Source organism: Mesorhizobium sp. M1050, assembly GCF_040318715.1.
In the GTDB taxonomy this organism is placed as follows: Bacteria; Pseudomonadota; Alphaproteobacteria; order Rhizobiales; family Rhizobiaceae; genus Mesorhizobium.
The window spans coordinates 1-16,865 of record NZ_JAMYMV010000056.1; the positions used below are offsets into that span (position 1 = coordinate 1).

General features: G+C 63.4%; 16 protein-coding genes. 7 read left to right on the forward strand and 9 right to left on the reverse strand.

Annotated elements, in window-relative coordinates; translation table 11 throughout:
- Window positions 1-165: 165 nt before the first annotated feature.
- Entirely contained in the window at window positions 166-1,077 is a 912-nt protein-coding gene (locus NKH57_RS25060) for a transcriptional regulator GcvA (RefSeq protein WP_352948208.1), read from the reverse strand.
- A 213-nt stretch (window positions 1,078-1,290) separates the two neighbouring features.
- Between NKH57_RS25060 and NKH57_RS25065 the strand changes: the two genes are divergently transcribed.
- Both NKH57_RS25065 and NKH57_RS25070 read left to right on the forward strand, forming a co-directional pair.
- Window positions 1,291-1,473, forward strand: a complete 183-nt coding sequence (locus tag NKH57_RS25065; RefSeq protein ID WP_352948211.1) for a YjiS-like domain-containing protein — start codon at window positions 1,291-1,293, stop codon at window positions 1,471-1,473.
- Window positions 1,470-2,372 carry an NmrA family NAD(P)-binding protein gene (locus NKH57_RS25070; RefSeq protein ID WP_352948214.1) on the forward strand — a complete coding sequence of 301 codons (903 nt, stop codon included), beginning with the start codon at window positions 1,470-1,472 and terminating at the stop codon, window positions 2,370-2,372. The genes NKH57_RS25065 and NKH57_RS25070 overlap by 4 nt, the downstream gene beginning before the upstream one ends.
- 32 nt (window positions 2,373-2,404) lie before the next feature.
- Here NKH57_RS25070 and NKH57_RS25075 read toward each other — a convergent pair whose 3' ends face one another.
- The gene (locus NKH57_RS25075; protein ID WP_352602160.1) at window positions 2,405-3,313 is read right to left on the reverse strand and encodes a hypothetical protein; all 909 of its coding nucleotides are present in this window, start codon (window positions 3,311-3,313) and stop codon (window positions 2,405-2,407) included.
- 313 nt (window positions 3,314-3,626) lie between these two features.
- On the opposite strand from NKH57_RS25075, the gene NKH57_RS25080 reads away from it, so the two are divergent.
- Together NKH57_RS25080 and NKH57_RS25085 are read left to right on the forward strand one after the other, a co-directional pair.
- Window positions 3,627-3,908, forward strand: a complete 282-nt coding sequence (locus NKH57_RS25080) for a hypothetical protein (RefSeq protein ID WP_352602158.1) — start codon at window positions 3,627-3,629, stop codon at window positions 3,906-3,908.
- Window positions 3,909-4,430: 522 nt separating this feature from the next.
- Window positions 4,431-5,543: a KamA family radical SAM protein gene (locus NKH57_RS25085; RefSeq protein ID WP_352948216.1), complete on the forward strand. Its 1,113-nt coding sequence runs from the start codon at window positions 4,431-4,433 to the stop codon at window positions 5,541-5,543.
- A gap of 2 nt (window positions 5,544-5,545) precedes the next feature.
- Here the strand turns inward: NKH57_RS25085 and NKH57_RS25090 are convergent, their stop codons facing one another.
- From NKH57_RS25090 to NKH57_RS25100, 3 genes are read right to left on the reverse strand one after another with little or no spacing between them, the layout of a single operon-like run.
- Entirely contained in the window at window positions 5,546-6,151 is a 606-nt protein-coding gene (locus tag NKH57_RS25090) for a 4'-phosphopantetheinyl transferase family protein (protein ID WP_352948265.1), read from the reverse strand.
- A gap of 47 nt (window positions 6,152-6,198) precedes the next feature.
- On the reverse strand, window positions 6,199-6,702 hold the full coding sequence (locus NKH57_RS25095) for a GNAT family N-acetyltransferase (protein WP_023760122.1): 504 nt from the start codon (window positions 6,700-6,702) through the stop codon (window positions 6,199-6,201).
- Window positions 6,680-10,792, reverse strand: a complete 4,113-nt coding sequence (locus tag NKH57_RS25100) for a Pls/PosA family non-ribosomal peptide synthetase (RefSeq protein WP_352948218.1) — start codon at window positions 10,790-10,792, stop codon at window positions 6,680-6,682. Before NKH57_RS25100 ends, NKH57_RS25095 begins: the two co-directional genes overlap by 23 nt.
- Before the next feature lie 242 nt (window positions 10,793-11,034).
- Between NKH57_RS25100 and NKH57_RS25105 the strand changes: the two genes are divergently transcribed.
- The 3 genes from NKH57_RS25105 (at window position 11,035) to NKH57_RS25115 (ending at window position 12,265) form a co-directional block, all read left to right on the forward strand.
- On the forward strand, window positions 11,035-11,658 hold the full coding sequence (locus NKH57_RS25105) for a BA14K family protein (protein ID WP_352948221.1): 624 nt from the start codon (window positions 11,035-11,037) through the stop codon (window positions 11,656-11,658).
- Window positions 11,659-11,777: 119 nt separating this feature from the next.
- Complete coding sequence (locus NKH57_RS25110; protein ID WP_352602146.1) at window positions 11,778-12,119, forward strand: DUF2934 domain-containing protein; 342 nt, start codon at window positions 11,778-11,780, stop codon at window positions 12,117-12,119.
- Complete coding sequence (locus NKH57_RS25115; protein WP_010910556.1) at window positions 12,116-12,265, forward strand: hypothetical protein; 150 nt, start codon at window positions 12,116-12,118, stop codon at window positions 12,263-12,265. Before NKH57_RS25110 ends, NKH57_RS25115 begins: the two co-directional genes overlap by 4 nt.
- Window positions 12,266-12,315: 50 nt before the next feature.
- Here the strand turns inward: NKH57_RS25115 and NKH57_RS25120 are convergent, their stop codons facing one another.
- The 4 genes from NKH57_RS25120 to NKH57_RS25135 form a co-directional block, all read right to left on the reverse strand.
- Window positions 12,316-14,178 carry a CHASE2 domain-containing protein gene (locus NKH57_RS25120; RefSeq protein ID WP_352948223.1) on the reverse strand — a complete coding sequence of 621 codons (1,863 nt, stop codon included), beginning with the start codon at window positions 14,176-14,178 and terminating at the stop codon, window positions 12,316-12,318.
- A 6-nt stretch (window positions 14,179-14,184) separates the two neighbouring features.
- Entirely contained in the window at window positions 14,185-14,718 is a 534-nt protein-coding gene (locus NKH57_RS25125; protein WP_502907336.1) for a FecR domain-containing protein, read from the reverse strand.
- A 121-nt stretch (window positions 14,719-14,839) separates the two neighbouring features.
- Window positions 14,840-15,013, reverse strand: a complete 174-nt coding sequence (locus tag NKH57_RS25130; protein ID WP_352948225.1) for a hypothetical protein — start codon at window positions 15,011-15,013, stop codon at window positions 14,840-14,842.
- Between the two features lie 513 nt (window positions 15,014-15,526).
- The gene (locus tag NKH57_RS25135; protein ID WP_352948228.1) at window positions 15,527-16,678 is read right to left on the reverse strand and encodes a sulfite oxidase; all 1,152 of its coding nucleotides are present in this window, start codon (window positions 16,676-16,678) and stop codon (window positions 15,527-15,529) included.
- Between the last annotated feature and the right edge of the window lie 187 nt (window positions 16,679-16,865).

Genomic DNA, 16,865 nt, shown 5'->3' on the forward strand with positions numbered 1-16,865 from the left:
TCCGATCATCCAGAGGTCCTTTCAGAATCGATTTCCGCACACCACACAAGAGTCCCTTTGTACTCATGTGCGATTCCCCTGCCCTTGTGGGGAGGGTCGCTGCGAAGCAGCGGGGTGGGGGTCGGCGCAGCGCTGCTTGGGTCTCGCAGGCGCAAGCCTTCTGCCTCAACCGCTCTTCGTCGAACCAATCCAGTCGGTCGCCACTTCGGCGAACAGCCAGTCGCGGAAGGCCCTGATCTTCTTCTGGCGCAGCGCACCGTCAGGGTAGACGACGTAATAGCGTGAGGCGGATTTCAGCGCCAGGTCGAAAGGCCGCACCAGCCGCCCCGCCGCTAGATCGGCCGAGACCAGGGCGCTTCGGCCGAGCAGCACGCCTTCACCGTGTACCGCGGCCTCGACGGCGAAGGTGGCGGAATCGAAGCGCACGCCACGCTTGGGGTCGACATCGCCGACGCCTGCGTGTTCGAGCCATGTCGCCCAGTCGATGCGAAAAGCGTCATGAATCAATTTGTGGTGCCTGAGATCCGCCGGCAGGCGCAGCGGATGTTCGCCTTGCAGCAGTTCGGGGCTGCAGACCGGGAAGACCTCTTCATCAGCGAGGAATTCTTCGGTCACTCCGGTATAGCCGCCCTTGCCATAGCGGATGGCGATGTCGATGCCGTCGCTGACGAAATCGGCAAGCATCCCCGAGGTCGAGAGCCGCACGTCGATGTCGGCATTGGCGCGGTGGAAGCGGTGCAGCCTCGGCACCAGCCAACGGCCGGCAAAACCGTCCGATGTGCTGACATTCAGGATACCCGTGGTGCGGTCGGGTGTGGCGGCGATGGTGGCGGCGGCGATCTGGTCCAGCGCCTTCCTGACTTCCGACGCATAGGCGGCGCCCACCGGGGTCAGGCGCACGGACCGCGTCCCGCGATCGAAAAGCTGGATACCCAGCCTGTCCTCGATGTTGCGGATAGCGCGGCTGACGGCGCCATGGGTAACGTTGAGCTCGCCCGCCGCCTTCGAAAAACTCAAATGCCTGGCAGCAGCCTCGAAAGCGGGCAAAGCGGTAAGGGGCGGCAGTCTGCGCGGCATGATTCACCTGTGAGTGTTACTCACAAATCATGCAAAAAGAGTCGTTTGTCGTCCAGTCCAGAAATGTCCAATCTATTGACGTAGCAGCGCATTCAGGTCGGGTTTTCCATCTCGCCACTGCGCTGAACGATCAGAAACAGTGTGAGCAATCGTCATGCTCGCCCCTCGAATGGGGTCGGCACGCTTGAGCCCAGCAAACACAGGAGACGGACAATGAATCCCACCTTCCAATCCATCAGCGCCGCGATAAGCGGTCTTGCACTGAGAACCTCAGTGGCGGTCGAACGCCGCCGCGCGCTGCGCCGCGTTGCGCGCCTCTCGGACCATCGCCTGCATGACATTGGGTTCGAGCGCGACTGGGACGGTTCCATCCTGCGCAATGGGAGGGCGATATGACCAGCACCCTGATCATCGGCGCGACGGGGCTTCTCGGCAGCGAGATGGCGAAGGCCAGTGCGCGCAATGGCGATCGCCTTCATGTCCTGGTCCGGCCTTCGACGGCGCGCAATGAAGAGCGGCTGCGCCCGCTCCGCGACCTCGGCGCCACGGTCCATGTCGGCGATCTCGACGACCATGGCAGCCTTGTCCGGGCCGCCGGCAAGGTGGATCGCGTCATCTCCTCAGTGCATGTCAGCTCGGCCAGCGAGATGACGCTGGTGCGCGCGCTCAAGGATGCCGGCGTCTCCCGCTATGTGCCTTCCGCCGGCTTCGGCCTCGACTTTGCCGCAGCCGCCCCGGGTTCCATCCCGCCACTGGACATCAAGCGAGATGTCTTTTCGGCGATCAAGGAGGCCGATCTGCCCTATACGGTGATCTACACCAACGGCTTCTTTTCGACCTGGGTGGCAACGTTGGGCGACTTGATGCGCTTCGGCTCGTCGCCTTTGCCTCCCGAAAAGGTGACGCTTTATGGCAACGGCAATGTGCCGGCGACATTCGTCAGCGAGAAGGACATTGCCGCCGTCACCTTGCGCGCGTTGAACGACCCCGGTGCCATCCGCAGCGAAATCCGGATCGCCCAGAACAAGATCACCCAGAACGAGATGATCGATCTGTGGCGCCGCGTGAGTGGACGGTCGCCGCGCATCTTGCAGCAGAGCGCCGACGAACTGGAGGCGATGATCGCGGTAGCTCCCGGCCTCGGCTTGCTGCGGGCGTTCTGGATACGCGGCGAGACAGCGCTTGAAACGGCCACGCCGGAAGCCGGGGCGCTCTATCCGGAGCTGACTTTCGAGACGATCGAGAGCGCGTATGTGGCGATGGCGGGCGCAAAGGGCCAACAGCGGCAGGGCTGAGCAGGCTCGGCGCCGACGCGCCGGGAAGTGGCCTACTTGCCGGCCATGTGATCGGCAAGCTCCTGTGCCTGGGCGAGAAGTGCGGGGAAGACCGGCTCGCTCGGCAGGTGCTCGCCCAGGCAGGCGCGATAGTCGGCGTCCCCCTTTTCCCAGGCGACATTGGCGGCATCGTACGCCGTTTCGTCCTTGAGGTCCGAGGCCTGGTAAGCCTCCTGGAATTTCTGGGCGGCGGCGTCCGCCGACGTCCACACGGCGTCGCAGGCCGCGATCTTGGGTATAGGCGCTGCCGCGGGCGCCGAGGCGATCATGACGCTATTGCCCTTGACGAGCGTGACGATGACCTGCTGGTCGGGGTTCGGTCCTATGTCCTGCGCCCAGCCGCCGAGCCGCGCGAAGGCGATGTCTGCGCCTTCTGGCTTCTTCAGGGACAAGTCGAGAGTCCCCGTGAACGCAGCGTCGCTGTTGATCGCCTGGGTGTAGAAAGCATCGAGCTTCAGCGCCGCATCGATGCTGGCGGGCAGTCTGAAGCTTTCGTCCAACTCGGCCGCCCTGGACTGGAGCCAGCGCTCGAGCAGCCCCCGCGTCGTTGCCACGAGGCTCGGGCCGTCATCGCTTTTGGCGTATCGCAAACCATCGAGCATGCCGAATCCGATATCGGCATCGCTCAGGCTTCCGAGATTGATCGTGCCGTTTGCCGGGAAATCGGCAACCGCCAAGGGGCCGAGGATGGTGGACAGACGCCCTTCGAGATCGGCCAACGCCTTCGTTCCGGCGGCATCGAGCGTTTCAACGGATTCGTTCGCGCTTGCCAGTGCCGCGATGGTGGAAATCGCCTTGTCACGTGCGGCGATATAGTCGTCCTCCGGCGAGGCCGCGAGAACCGTGCCGGTTGCGAGCGCAAAGATGATGGTCCAGACCAGCCGCATGACATAACCCCCCATAGGCGATCCACAGGCTGCGAGCCATCGAGCAGCTTTGCGGCAATTGCGCGGCAGCGACCGTCGAAGCCAAACATCCTGGTCCATCGGGGATGCAATCGGCCCATTAACCATCGATTAACTATCCGGTCGCCTTTGAATCAAATTTGGCGGATACTGTTTTTGGTCGAACGAGGCTGCTCGAGGGACCTGGAAAGACTGCAACTATCAGCGCGGCGTGCCGCTTTCGGCCGCGCGGGGTACTCAAAAAAGAAGCGACGGACCACCGTCGCCTTACGGGGAGGCGCCAGCATCATTTTTGATGAGGAGCGCCAGAATGAAGATCGAAGACGCAGTGATGGCGGTGACAGCCGAGGCCAACGCGCTACTATCTTGCCTCGGCCAGCCCGTCGTCGCCTACCACGTCACGGCAATCATGCGAGAGGCAGACCTGGAACACGCCAGGCAGATGCAGCTTGTCTTGATGCGGCGAAGCATCGAGGCGCTCGTCGATGACGGCCTCGAGACTATGGCCGCCGAACATTTTGTTTCACAGTTCCACGGTCGCGTTGGTTTGACCTGGAGGCTGCTCCACGCTTCGGATGGCGTGGCGCATTGAAGGAATGGCTTGAGGACCGATCAGGATGGTGGCACCTCCCTTGTCGGCCGAATATGCTGGAACAAGAGACTGCCGTGCCCGCGCCGTCAAGATTTTGGTGCTCGACCGATCCAGAGCCACCCGTGCCCCTGCAGCGCCGGTGTTGTTTGGCCCATGGCAGTCCTCCTCCCGAGGCGTCGCATCTCCCCTCGCGGCGCTGTCGCCTGTGAGCTTGCCTGAAATTGCAGGCGTGATCGATGCAGCGAAAGTTGGGGATGGGTAGGTTGGCGCTTGAACACCCCCCTCTGCCCTGCCGGGCATCTCCCCCGCAAGGAGGGAGATCGGCGCTTCAATCACGGCGCTTGTCTTGCGACGTTGACGGTTGGCGAAAGTGATGGCGACATCCAATCTCCCCCCTTGCGGGGGAGATGTCCGGCAGGACAGAGGGGGGTGTGAAGGATCGCGGCCGTAGCAAATGGGGCTGTTGACCTCACCAGCCATCCGCCCGATAGGTCCGCCCCAAGCTACCACCCGAGAAACCCGATGACCTCAGACACCAAACTCCACCCCACACCCGCCGTCGCCCCCGACACCGCTTGGCAGGCGGAAATCCGCGCCGGTGTTCGCCACGTCCGCGATCTCGCCTCCCTGCCGCTGTCGCCAGCCGAGCGTGCAGCGGCTCAAGCCGCGGCGGCAAACCACAAGGTGCGCGTTCCCAAAGCCTATCTCGACCTGATCGACTGGAACGATCCCGCCGATCCGATCCGGGCGCAGGTCATCCCGTCGCCCGACGAATTGATGGAGCAGGACGGCGAGCTTGACGATCCGATCGCCGACCATGAGTTCAGCCCGGTGCCGCGGCTGACGCATCGCCATGCCGACCGGGTGCTGCTGTTCCCGACCTATCAATGCGCGGTCTATTGCCGGTTCTGCTTCCGTAAGGAGTCGCTGACCGCGATCGGCCGCGGCTATACGCGCGAGGCGCTGGAGCCGGCGCTGGCCTATATATCAGACCACCCCGAAATCCGCGAGGTGATCCTGACCGGCGGCGATCCGCTGTCCTTGTCCGACAAGGCCCTGGCCGAAATCTTCGCGCGCATCGAGGCGATCGCGCATGTGCGGCTCCTGCGCATCCACACGCGCGTGCCGGTGGCACTGCCATCGCGCATTACGCCAGGGCTGGTTGCTGCCCTGCAGGGCCGGCTGATGGTCACAATCGTCACCCATTTCAACCACGCGCGTGAGATCACGCCCGCGACCGAGACAGCCTGCCGGACGATGCGCCACGCGGGTTTCGTGCTGCTCAACCAGAGCGTTCTGCTCAAGGGCGTCAACGACACGATCGAGGTGCTGGAAGAGCTCTGCCGCGAGCTGATGTATCGGCTCGGCGTCAAACCCTATTACCTGCACCACGGCGACCTCGCGCGCGGCATGGCGCACAGGCGCACGATGATTGCGCAGGGCCAGGCGCTGGCCGCGGCATTGCGCGCGCGGCTGTCGGGCATCTGCAACCCCGTCTATGTGCTCGACCTGCCGGAAGGCGGCGGCAAGGTGCCGATCGGGCCTTGTTATGTCGAGGGGCGGGACGGGGAGAGCTGGCGGTTGCGTGGGCTCGATGGCGAGGTGAGGGGGTACACGGAGGTGGTTGGCGAGTAGCGCTAACGCGTCTCGACAAACGCCAGCACGACCACGCGCGGGGCAACGCAGTATGCGAGGCTGACCTTGCGGCCCGTCTTCGTCGTCGCTTGGCCTGCGTTGAGATCCACAGTGATATCCTCATAGCCCAGCACCTCGCGATCGAGGGGATAGACGGCCTTGTAGACGGCTTCCTTGGCGCAAAAGAGGATGCGACCGGCAAGATGCCGGTCCGCTGCGTCCGTCCTATCGGCAGGGATTGTAACAAGTGCGAAGATCTCGTCCGGGAGCGGTTGCGCGGGCTCGACGTCGATGCCCAGCGAGGCGATATGGCCAATGGGCGCAACCGCCGCCACGGCCATGTCGTCGTCATGGGCCAGCGAGCCGGTGATCCCGTCGGGCCAGACCGGCGCGCCGGTTGGCGCGCGCGGGCTGGCGACGCCGTTCATGCCAAGCTCCGCCAGCAGTCCGTGCGCAATCCAGCGCGCCGCACCGCTGGCCCGCCGCATGGCCGGCTGGCGCGCCGGGATAGAGCGCGCCTCTTCGGGCAGCAGATGGCCCTCGTCGCCGTCGCGTATCACTCGGCATCCGACCCGGACGCCGATGGGCGCAAGGGCAAGGGCGATCATCGCCTGCAGCAGTGATGTTTGCGCCAGCGCGATTTCAGAGGACCGCGTCACGATCGTTCGTCTGTGCCCGACAGGACCAGATCGGCGATCATTTCGCCGTCCTCGTCGAGCCCTTCTTCGACGAAGCCGGCGCTGCGATAAAGGTTTCGTGCAGCTTCATTGTCCGGTTCGTAGCAGATCGAAACGTGGCTGATGTGGCCGAGCCCAATGATTTCGTCCAGCACTTCGCGCAACGCGGCCTTGCCATAGCCTCTGCCCTGAGAGGCGCGGTCGATCATGAAGCGGTAGATGCGCGCCTCGTCGTCATTCCGCGGTGCATCGTACATGAGGAAACCGACGACACGATCGCCGGCCATTATGACGCGTGGCTGCGCGTCTTCGTCCGCTTCGGCTTCGTCGAGCGAGTCCGCATTGCTGGCGACGAAGTCGATCTGCTCCGGGGCGAGTTCCAGGGCCGCGACCAGGGCCCGGTTGGCCCCGGTCACGGAAACGAGACGGATGTCTGCGCTCTTCAAGCCGATGCCTTTTTCAAGCCGATGCCTTGGAGCCATCGTCGGTGACCGGCTCGACGAAGCGATGCAGCTTGGCCGGGTTGCCGCGCCAAATGGAATTGGGCTCCAGCTCTTCGCCCTTCATCACGAAGGAATCGACGTCGACCACCGAGCCTTCGCCCATCACCACGCCATAGTGGACAAAAGCGGAAGGACCGAGCGTGCAGCCCTTGCCGATGCGGATGAAGTCGGACTTGAACGCGCCTTCTTCCAGCGAATGGGCCTGGATGACGCAGCCCTCGTTGAGCGTGACGTCGTCGCCGATCTCCACCAGCGAGCGTTCGGTCAAATTGCTGCCGCCGTCATAGACACGGCTGCCGACCTTGACGCCCAGCAGGCGCAGGATCATCGGCCGGAACGGCGTGCCGGCGAACAGGCCCACGATCGGCGAATCCGCAAGTTTCCAGTGGCGTTCGTGGCGCCAGAACGCGACGTCGTAGATCGTCGTCATCTGCGGCTTCAGCCTGCCAAAACCAAGGCTCGCCCGCTCGACCAGGATGTAGAACGGAATAGTGATCGCCGAGGTCAAAAGCACGGCGGCGAAGAGCGCGACCTCCGCCCATTCAGTGTAGTAGTTCAGGGCTCGATCCCAGATCGCCAGCGTGGCGAACAGCATGACCCACTGCGTTGCCACGAATAGAACAATCGTCACCAGATTGTGGCGGTTCTTCAGCGGGATGCGCTGGCGCCGGTCGGCCTCGTCGACGCCGGCGATGAGTTCCTTGTCGCGGTTCACCATGCGCGGGATTTCAAACGCAGGCGAACCCAAGAGCCCGACATTCTCACGTAGCGGCCCGTCGACGGGGATCATCACCCTGGTACCGAGCAGGACATTGTCGCCCGTGCGTCCGTCCGGCGGGTAGTAGATGTTGTTGCCGAGGTAGTTGCGTTCGCCGATTCGCGTCTGCTCGAGCCGGAAAGCCGAGGCGGACTTGTGCATGTTGATCATGAACAGCCCGTCCGACACCATGGTCTCGGTGCCGATCTCGCACAGAAGCGGGTTTTCGTGCTGCTGGTTGCTGCCGAAGTTGGAGCCGGTCTGGACCACCTTGTTGAGGTTCCAGCCGATGGCCCTGATATAGTGCACGATTGCCGAGCTGTCGCCGAACAGCAGGCCGAGCACGCGGGAATTGCTCGAGAATTCGGCAACGGTCTGCAGCCAGTAGCGGAAGCCGTACAGCGTGTAGGTTTGGCCTGGCTTGAGGATCAGGTTTGTCAGGCGCGGCACCAGCGTCGCTGCCAGAAAGGCCACGGCGATGTAGCCGAACAGCGTGACCGTGGTGCCGATCGCGACGATGCCGATCGTCTCCTGATAGTCGTCGCCGACATTCTCCCAGTAGCTGTGGAACAGCAGCGGCAAAGGGGTGACGATGGCAAACAGCCCGATCAGCTGAACCGCTTCGAACAGGAAGCGCCGGATGTTGGAAGGATCGACATTGCGCACCTTGCAATAGTCCGCCGTGGTCGGCACGGCCGGCGATCCATGCCAGCGTTCGCCGTCCGGTATGCTTTGCCCGCGATGCAGCGAAGATGAATGGCCGAGCTGGGCGCCGTCGCCGATCCTGGTGTCGATGTCGAGCGTGGAGCCGACGCCCACGAAGGCATCGCGGCCGATGGTCAGCGGCCCGGTATGGATATAGCCGGACTGGGCTCGATAGCCGAGGATCATCGATTCCTTGCGCAGAATGGTGTTGGCGCCGATGGAAATGAGATCGGTGCAGACGGGCACGGATTTCGATTCGATGACGGCGTTTTTTCCGAGTTTGGTGCCGAGAAGCTGCAGATAGAGACTGTAGAGCGGGCTGCCCCGGAACAGCACGACGGGTGCGGTGCGGATCAATGTCTTGACGACCCAGAAGCGGAAGTAGCGCACGCCCCAGATGGGAAACGCCTCGGCCTTCCAACGACCGATGAGAACCCATTTGGCGATGACGGCAAAGCCCGACATGCCGAAGAACACACCGGCCGAGAGCGCCACGCAGCGCAGGTACAGCTGCAGCGGATCGTCGAGCGCCTCATACATCCAGTTGAGGCCGCCATTGATCACCCACAGGGCAACATAGCTGTAGAGCCCGTAGAACAGCAGCTGCGCCACGCCGCAGGTCCAGTAGGCAAAATTCGATGCCCGGCGGGTGAGGACCGGCTCATTGGTGGCCGTGGTCATCTCCTCCGCAACGCGGAGATGCCGCGCCAGCAGCGCCACGGTCGGATAGAGATAGATGTCGCGCATCGAGGCCGTCGCCCATTCCTTCCTGGTGCGCACGCGCGCGCAGAAATGGGCCATCAGCAGCGAGTTGGCGCCGAGATCGTCGAAGAAATTGTCCTCGACGGACACCGCGTCGAATTTAAGCACCGCGGCCAGCGCGTCGGCCAGGAAACGCTCGTCGTCATTGCCGGGCGCCACCATCGCGCGATCGGCCGAAAGCCGGATGCTTGTCGGTTTTGGCAGCTGGCGCAGGTCCACCTTGTTGGAGACCGTCATCGGGATCGCCGGCAGCTCCTCCAGATAGGACGGCACCATGTAATCCGGCAGCCGCCGCTTCATTGTCTGGGCGAGATCAGCGCGGGAAATCGCCGCCACGCCGGCTTTCGATGCGTAATAGGCGACAAGTTCGACGCGGCCGGGCTCGATCTCCCAGGTGGTGACGGCAGCCTGCGCGATCTCGGGCTGATCGAGCAGCACCGCCTCGATCTCGCCGAGCTCGATGCGATAGCCGCGGATCTTCACCTGGGTGTCGATGCGCCCGGCATATTCGATCTCGCCGCTATCGTTGATCCGGCCAAGGTCGCCCGTCCGGTAGATGCGCTTCGACGGGTTGTTGGGCAGGCCGACGAAATCGGCGATGAATTTCTGTTCGGTAAGGTCCGGCCGGTTGAGATAGCCGACCGCGAGCCCGATGCCGGCGATGCCGATCTCGCCCAGTTCACCGGGCTCGGCAAGTTGCGGCAGCGAGGCGTCGAGAATGACGATGGAGTAGGTCGGCAGCGGAGCGCCTATGGTGACGGGGCTGTCCGGCGTCAGCGCACCCATGGTGGCGGTGACGGTCGCCTCGGTGGGACCGTAGGTGTTGAGGATCTGCCGCCCCGGCTTCGACCAGCGCACCACCAGATTGTGCGGGCAGGCCTCGCCGCCGACCAGCAGCGTGCGCAGGCTGGGCACGTCCGATGTCATCGACGACAGAAGCGTCGGGCTGCAGGCCATGCAGGTGATGTCGTGGTGGCGCAGGAAATCGGCCAGTTCCTCGCCCACCAGGGGCATCTGGCCCGGCGCCGGCACGACCGTCGCGCCGGCGACGAACGGCACCCAGATCTCTTCGGAAGAAAAGTCGAAGGCGATGGTCATGCCCTGATAGACGCGATCGCCCGGCCGGTAGCCGTAGGAAGCGGCGGCGACCCGGATGAAATTGACGAAGCTCTGGTGCTTGATAACGACGCCCTTGGGCCGGCCTGTCGTGCCGGACGTGTAGAGGATGTAGCAGGTGTCGTCCGAAGCCTTCGCATTCGGCTTCAGCGGCGCGTCGGACTGTTTGGAGATTTCGGCAGCCGCGCTGTCGATCAGCAGATGCGGAACCGGCAATTGGCCGGCGCGCGACGCATAGGCGGCGATGGTGACGATCAGGCTCACGTTGGCGTCTTCGATGATGAGCGTCATGCGCTCTTCGGGAAATGCCGTGGCCAGCGGCACGAAGGCGGCACCCGCCTTCACCACCGCGAGAAGTGCAACATAGGTCTCCGCCGAGCGATCGAGGATGAGCCCGACCCGGTCGCCCGGCCGCACGCCGCGCTTGACCAGCAGGCGGGCGAACTGGTTGGCCCGCTTGTCCAGTTCCTGATAGGTCCAGGCCCGCCCGTCGGAAATCACCGCCGGCAAGGCGGCGAATGTCTGCGCGAGCTGTTCGAAGACGGTGTCGAGCCGCTCCCCGGGCAGGCCCTGCCGGTCAAAGTCGGCGCCCGTCAGGATCTGCCCGTGCGTGACCGTTGCTGGGGTTGTTTTTGCGAGTGCATCGACGCTTGCCAGTTCAGCTTCGGGCGGGCTGCCCGGTCTTGCCGCGTCCAGTCCGGCGATATCGGCACCGTAATCCATGTCCATGCTTTCTCGTCCTGGTCGGCAAACGCCCGGCGCGGCCATTTTCCGGCCGCCGCGGCAGGCTTATGCCATCCGATTTTTTCGCCAGTTTTTCCGAACTGTTGAAATTTGTTTCTGGAGTGTGTCTGCGCTTGCTGGGGACTATCGGCCGCTGCGCGATCTTGTCCGTCGGCGTCGCCCGAGCGTTTTTCTGGAACCGGCCTTGAGGCGCTGCATTTTATTAGCAGCAGCTCAAGGAGCGTGACGTGAAAGCGGTGTTGGGACTGGTCTGCGGTTTCGTGTTGACGCTTGCGGTCTTCGGCAGCGGGCTGGGGTTCGCAGCCTGGCTGCTAGCCGCGAAGTCGCCGCGCCAGGCATCGGCCACCGTCAGCGTGGCAGAGCTGTGGACCAAAAAAGCGCGGCCGGTGGAGAAGGCGGACCAGAGCCTCGAGCGTCTGCCCGCCGAACAGTCCGCGCCGGCCGACATCCCTGCCAAGCCGCAGCCGCAGGAAGCGAAACCCGATCCGACAATGACTGGCGCCGTCGCGCCCGTCGCGCCCGTCGCGGCCGAACTGCCGCCTCCGCATCTCGCCTGGTGCGCCAGCCGCTACCGTTCGTACCGGGCCGACGACAACAGCTACATGTCCTATAGCGGGCAGCAACGCCCCTGCATCTCGCCCTATCTCGACGTGGCCGATCGCATCGCCCAGCCAGGCGAGGGCTATGGCGGCGAAGACGGCCCCGGCTTGGGCGTCTACGCAACCGATGACGGCGGCGCCGAGCTTTCCGCCGACCATGTCGACTATTGCTTCAGCCGCTACCGCTCCTACCGGCCGGAAGACAACAGCTACCAGCCATACTCCGGCGGACCGAGGCGGCAATGCCAGTAGGCGTGGCTAGTGCGATCGCGGGCCCGCACGCCAAAGGCCATTGCGCGATCCCGTCATGCAATTTTCGGATCGTTCGGATCGGCACAACGTTTATCCCTGACCCAAGGAGGACCTGAGACATGGACCACGACCGGAACGACAGGATACGTGAGCGCGCATACCAGATCTGGGAACGAGAAGGCAGGATGCAGGGCGATCCCGAGCGGCACTGGCTCCAGGCCGAGGCCGAGATCGACAGGGAGGCAGCGCTGCCGCCGACGGCAGGCGATGCTGCACCCGGCGAGATCGCCAGCTCCGACGTGCTGGAAGTCGAGGCGCTGGCGGTGCGCACCGGCATATCGGGCGACGAAGCACAGGAGTTGATCGACAGGCTGGGCCACGACCGCGCCGCCGTCGAACAAGCCGCGCGCAGCCTGAGCGCCAAAAGGCGGCGAAGCCTTGGTGAGGGGCAGGCGAAATGATCCGGAAGCTCAAAGACGGAAAATACCGCCTCTATTCACGCAAGAAGGACGAAAAAACCGGGAAAAGGCGGAACCTGGGCACGTTCGACACGCGCGAGGCGGCGGAGAAGCATGAGAAGGAGGTGCAGTATTTCAAGCGGCATTGAGGGCGCCGCTGTTCGCAGGACAGGCAAGCCGCAGGCCTGCTGGCAACCCTCTACTGCAGCGTCCGTGCACTCTGCCAAAGCCAGATTGCGAGCGAGCCGGATCGCCCACGGATCTGTGTTTCCACAGGTCCTTTCAGGGTACCGGATTTGAACAACACGCACTCGCGGCCGGCGACATTAAGCATTATGTCACTCACCGCGACTTCAGCATTCTGGTCGGCCGCGATCTCCATCAAGCGACTGGCAACGTTGACTGTGTCACCTATGGCTGCGATGTGCTGACGGCCTTCGCTACCGAGCCGAGAGGCTACGATTGTTCCGTGGTGGGCTCCAATCTTGAAGCCGAGCCGGGATGCAGTCGATGCAGGCAACGAGGCGAGCCAATCGTTGGTGCGCTTGGAGAGCCCCACACAACAGCGGGCGGCATTGAAGGCGTCATTCGGCGCTGGTTCAGGCAGACCGAACAGGATCATGGCTCCATCGCCCATGAAATTCGTGACGACGCCACCGCAACTCGTCACTTCTTCGCCGACCAACGCATGAAAACCGTTCAGGAGTTCGCGTGTGGCGACCGGTCCCAATGTTTCACTCAGTCCCGTGAAGCCGGACAGATCGATGAACAGGATGGCGGCGTCTCGCCGGACGGGCTCCGAGAGGAAGTCGCCATGCTTGGCCAGCCACTCCCCCATGCCTGGGGCTTCAACGCGTTGAAGCAATTGGCTCTGCGTTGCGAAAAATTGGGCTTGGCGCCTGCCCAGCCAAAGCTGCGCGGCCCCGAACAGGATGACCGGCGGAACGGCGGCGGTCATCGGCAGCGCGGCGCTCAGCCAGATGTGGTGCGAGAAAGCGGTCATGTTGACCACGAACCAGATCAGGACCACGCCGGCGATCGCCGCGAGGCCGCCGGCGTTTCGCCGCCATGCCAACAGCCCGACAAGAATCATTGGCAGCACCACTGCAAAGCCGGCATCCACAAGCCGAACATGCTGGTCTCGCACTATTCCGTCGCCGGCCATCAGATGAGCAATCGCCGTCGATATGACTTCGACGCCCGGGAGTATGGGATCGAACGGTGTCGGGAAAACATCGCCGGTGCCGGTTGCCGTTGCTCCGATCACAACAATTCGATCCCGGATCGTGCCGGGATCGAATTGGCCGTCCAGCACGGTCGCCGCGCTGATCGTGCGGATCGTGCCGCGGGGACCATAGAATGTCAGGGGCAGGATGTGACCAATGTCCGTCCGAATAGACCGTCCGCTTAGGGATAGATGATCGGCTGCGATTTCTGGATCCTCTCCTGCTGCCATGGCGGCAACACGCAAGGGGAAAGACACTTCCAGCCGATCTCCGGCCCGAAACAGCAACGGCACGAATCGGGGCGTTCCTGTCTTGTCGGTGGCCACGTTCACGACGCCGACAGCCGCGACATCCGAGAACGCTTTCAGGGGCCACAGGAACCGCTCGGCATTCGGCACGCCGGCGATGGGTCCTTCGCCCACCGTCCATTGTTTGCCTCCGGGGTAGACCGCCGCGGCTGCGATTACGCTTGCACCCCCGCTCAGCGAACGCGCGAGCGCGTCATCATTGTCTTTTGCCCCGGGATCGACCAGCAGCAGGTCGAGCGCAATGGCTTTCGGTCCAAGCCGCGCTATCGTATCGACAAGCCGGGCAAGCGCGGCGCGGTTGAGGGGATATGTACCCTCGTGCCGCACCGCGTCGTCGTCTATCGCGACAATGGTGATCAGCCCCGGTGGCTTTGCCGTTCCTCGAACAAGCGTTCGAAGATCGGTCATCGTTGCTTCGACGCGATCGAGAAACCACAGATGACCACGCCAGTGCGCGAAGCCCAGGCCGGCGCCCCAAAGACCCGCCAGGATGAGCGCGATCAGCGTCGGAAGCGCTCGCCTGCTCACGGCAGTTCACTGGCCGAAACGGGCCAGCAATGCGGAAACGCGCTTGGCGGGCCAGCGCTTGACGGTCAGTGGTCCCGTTCCGGCCGCGACGTCGACGCCTTCGCCCGGCGCCAGCACCACGCCGGCACTGGACGCCGGCCGGTTTACGGCGACGCGACCCCTGAGGACGAAAACAGACGTCTTGCCCTGGCCAACGTCGACCGCCCATTTGGTGCCGCGCGCCGCGGCGATCGCCTGCGGGGTGACAACCGCGAAGCCACCCGGGACCGAGCCGGCTGGAGCATCGAGCAGCAGCGCCTTGCGCCGCAACCTGACCGCATCGGCCCTGCCGTTTCGATCGCGGTCCAACAGCGTAAAACGAGCGCCACCTTCCACAATGATGGTAATGCCTTCCCGACATTTCAGAATCTGTCGGGATGTGCCGGCCACCGGCTTGAACGTACACTCTGCGTCCTGCGCCAGGGCGGCATCCATCCAGAAGACACCGGTAAACAGGCCAGCCATCATCAGGCTGCGGAAAAATCGGTCCCTTGCGCTCATCACCGCCCCCTTGCTCTTGCGAAAATTTGCGGCCAAGAAAATCTGCTGTCGTCAGCCTGTGCTTGCCAACCGGCACTTGCAGCCGCTTTGCGCAGAGGCGGCAGGGTGCCGACCGGCGATCCTAGCACGACAAACCTGTTCCGACACCAAGCAAGGCCCCGGCCGCGATGCGAATGTCGACGAATATCAGGCGGCGACCTTTACTGCCAATGATACGGTCGAGGTGCTGGGGACCGGCAATGACCGACCACACCTCAGCGTAAAAACCCTGGACCATGGCGACCTCAAGCGGCATGCCGCACCCTGCCGAAGGCCAAGCGCCGCCGTTCGATAGGAATTTATTCTTGACGCCATGAGGGCAGCTATGCTACATATTCGTCCATGGTATCGATCTGTGCCCGCCCGCTAGGCGGGTTTTTGCGTTTTTGCTTCGTCAATCACGACAAGGAACCGATCGACGGGGGAGAGGAAAGGCGCGAGTTCGCCAACCTTGGCGCCTTCCTCTCCCTCTGGAGGGGGGAGAGGTGGCGCCGCGAAGCGGCGACGGAGTGGGGGAAGGCGTTAGCGAAACGCGCAGCCGCAAGACAAGCACACCCGGGCGAGCAGGAAAGCTCAGGCATGCGGCATTCAGGCGGAAGCATTGCTTCGATGAAAGGTCGACCCCCACTCCGTCGAGCTTCGCTCGCCACCTCTCCCCCGATCGACGGGGGAGAGGAAAGGCGCGAGATTTTCCCACCGATCACGCGCGGCCGGCTCGGCATGACAATTTTGCCACTTCGCTGGCCTCCTGCAAGCTTCCCGACTCTCCTCAAACGATCTTGACGCGCCGCGTCACCTGGCCATTGCTCTCCCAGTATGTGTGCTTCTTGGCAATCAAGGGATCGTCCATTGCTGGTTGAACCTGTCCCGTGGTGCTGACCGCGCGCGAGGTCACCGTGTGTTCTCCCGGCGAGGGATTTGCCCAGGGCAGGGACCAGATTTTCCAGGCGTGTTCGGCCTCCTCACTGTGGTCGATGGTCGCCGGCGCCCAGGGCGCTTGATCGATTTGCACTTCGACCCGGTCGATCGGTGCCCCCCAGGCCGCGCCGATGATGGCGTAGTCCGAGCCTTTCTTGGTGACCTTCGCGGGTGCCGACTTCAGCAGCGCTCGGCCCACCGAGGTCTCGGCCCATACGGTCTCGCCATTGTGGTCTTCCTCGCGGATGGTGACATAGTCGCGGGCCATCAGAAGGCTCATGAACCTTGTGTCGCGAACCTCGATGCGCTTCAGCCACTTGACGTTGGCGATCCCGTACCAGCCCGGAGCAATGAGCCGCAGCGGGGAACCGTTGGGCGCCGGCAAGGCGGCGCCGTTCATTTCGTAGCAGAGCAGATTGTCCGGGCTCATCGCGTCGGCGAGCGACATGCTGCGCGCGAAATTCTGCTTCATCTTGACGTCGCGTATGGCGACCTCGCTTTCGTCAGTACCGAAAAAGACGACCTCGATGCCCTTCTCCAGAACGCCGGCTTCCTCGAGGATCGGCGCCAGCGGCGTCCCTGCCCAGCGGGCATTGCCGATGCCGCCGGTGAAAAAGGGAAAACCGTGGTTGCCCGAGCATTCCACCGTGAAGACCACCTCCTTGCGCGGCCGCGCCTTGATGTCGGCGAGCGACAGCTTCAGGGGCTTCTTGACCAGGCCCTCGATCTCCATGGACCATGTCTTCTCGTCGATCGTCGGTCGATTGAAATGCGAGATGCTGAAGAACTTGTCGTTTGGCGTTATCCAGCTATCCAGATCCTCCCAGACAAGCTGCGTCTTGATACCTTCCGGATTGGGGTTTTCGGTCGGCTGATCCAGCCACGGAACGACTTCCTCGCCCGCCCGTGTTGGAAAAGCGTAGGCGCGACGCGAGAGAGCAGCGATCGCGACAAGAGCCGCGCTTCCTTGAATAAGAAGTTCTCTGCGTTGAATGCTATGCATGTTGTTTACCTCCCAGTTGATCCGGAACAGGCTGCAACGTGCGATAGGCCGTAGCCTGATCACGGATAGGCGGCACAATGAAAGTCATGCCCAGCCGGAAGTATCCGGATAGGTCAGACAATCACCGACGCACCTCAAGCATGTGTTGGGCGAAACTCTAGCATGCGTTTCGCAACCCAAGAGTGCG

Bases quoted from the DNA above. Each gene is read 5' to 3' on its own strand.
- NKH57_RS25080 (WP_352602158.1), top strand. From the start codon at position 3,627: ATGAAGATCGAAGACGCAGTGATGGCGGTGACAGCCGAGGCCAACGCG.
- NKH57_RS25085 (WP_352948216.1), top strand. From the start codon at position 4,431: ATGACCTCAGACACCAAACTCCACCCCACACCCGCCGTCGCCCCCGAC.
- NKH57_RS25065 (WP_352948211.1), top strand. From the start codon at position 1,291: ATGAATCCCACCTTCCAATCCATCAGCGCCGCGATAAGCGGTCTTGCA.
- NKH57_RS25115 (WP_010910556.1), top strand. From the start codon at position 12,116: ATGATCCGGAAGCTCAAAGACGGAAAATACCGCCTCTATTCACGCAAG.
- NKH57_RS25090 (WP_352948265.1), bottom strand. From the start codon at position 6,151: ATGATCGCCCTTGCCCTTGCGCCCATCGGCGTCCGGGTCGGATGCCGA.
- NKH57_RS25135 (WP_352948228.1), bottom strand. From the start codon at position 16,678: ATGCATAGCATTCAACGCAGAGAACTTCTTATTCAAGGAAGCGCGGCT.
- NKH57_RS25060 (WP_352948208.1), bottom strand. From the start codon at position 1,077: ATGCCGCGCAGACTGCCGCCCCTTACCGCTTTGCCCGCTTTCGAGGCT.
- NKH57_RS25110 (WP_352602146.1), top strand. From the start codon at position 11,778: ATGGACCACGACCGGAACGACAGGATACGTGAGCGCGCATACCAGATC.
- NKH57_RS25075 (WP_352602160.1), bottom strand. From the start codon at position 3,313: ATGGGGGGTTATGTCATGCGGCTGGTCTGGACCATCATCTTTGCGCTC.
- NKH57_RS25095 (WP_023760122.1), bottom strand. From the start codon at position 6,702: ATGGCTCCAAGGCATCGGCTTGAAAAAGGCATCGGCTTGAAGAGCGCA.
- NKH57_RS25130 (WP_352948225.1), bottom strand. From the start codon at position 15,013: ATGCCGCTTGAGGTCGCCATGGTCCAGGGTTTTTACGCTGAGGTGTGG.
- NKH57_RS25100 (WP_352948218.1), bottom strand. From the start codon at position 10,792: ATGGACATGGATTACGGTGCCGATATCGCCGGACTGGACGCGGCAAGA.
- NKH57_RS25070 (WP_352948214.1), top strand. From the start codon at position 1,470: ATGACCAGCACCCTGATCATCGGCGCGACGGGGCTTCTCGGCAGCGAG.
- NKH57_RS25125 (WP_502907336.1), bottom strand. From the start codon at position 14,718: ATGAGCGCAAGGGACCGATTTTTCCGCAGCCTGATGATGGCTGGCCTG.